A 938-nucleotide genomic window follows, 5' to 3' on the forward strand; every position below is an offset into this window, starting at 1 on the left:
TGGACGATTCGATCGGTCAGTTTCTTTTTAACGGTCGACATCATCTGGTTCGTCCTTGCCGGACGCGGAAACGATGTCCCGTTCCTTGCGTTACAAGACGGCTATGCGATGAGCGGGATATTACCACTTCTCGTCGTCAGTCTGCTTGGTTGGATGGCGTTTTTCCCGCAAAAGTTATCCGGTCTGACAGCTGCCGGACGTGCCAGCTTGCTGATTTTGATGTTCGCGAGTACGCTTCAACTTGTCTTTACGGTGCAGGACGAAGCGGAGTATGACGGTGATTCCTCACTACGAACGGCATTGACCGTTGCGAGTCTGAGCGCCGGAAGTGGAGGGATGTATGACTGGATTCATGGTGGACAAGTCGTGTATCAAGCAGACGTCCTTGGAGCGAATGCGGAAATCCCGGTCTCGATGCTAAACGGGGAGACTTCAACGGAACAGCTCAATGACTCGATTCAGAAAGTTGTCGATGGGATTGATACGAATCGGGTGACGGAACAATTGCTGACGTTAGTCGGTGGAGAACGTCCAGATTTATCAGCGACACAATTGAAGCTTGATCCTGTTGATTACGGTGTCGCACGACAGACGATCCAAGCAATTGATGCTGAATCGGCCGGAACGACGGCACCAAACATCTCAAGTGAGAGTGCGTATTGGGTGTTGTTACTCGTGACATTTGTGATTTACTTCGTCTGTAGTATCCGGAGTTTCAAGTCGATCATCGACCCATTCATTTTTGCGATCGCGATCGGTGTCATCAGCTTCATCGTCAGTCAAGCTTCATATGTTCAGTTCGCGATGAAGTGGCGGAGTGACGTCTTATTCGAGTTCGCTCAACAGACGGCAGGATGGACGGTGCTTTTCGCAACAGGACTTGCGTTACTTGGTGGAATTCTTGGTTATGTCGTCCGGCGGAAGCCCGACAAAACGGT

1 protein-coding gene is annotated in these 938 nt (G+C 50.6%); it reads left to right on the plus strand.

The window, feature by feature from the left end:
• Positions 1 to 938: hypothetical protein (locus tag B2751_RS12680; protein WP_290775085.1), on the plus strand; the 938-nt coding region annotated here is incomplete at both ends.

The organism is Exiguobacterium sp. UBA6282 (assembly GCF_002440475.1).
In the GTDB taxonomy this organism is placed as follows: Bacteria; Bacillota; Bacilli; order Exiguobacteriales; family Exiguobacteriaceae; genus Exiguobacterium_A.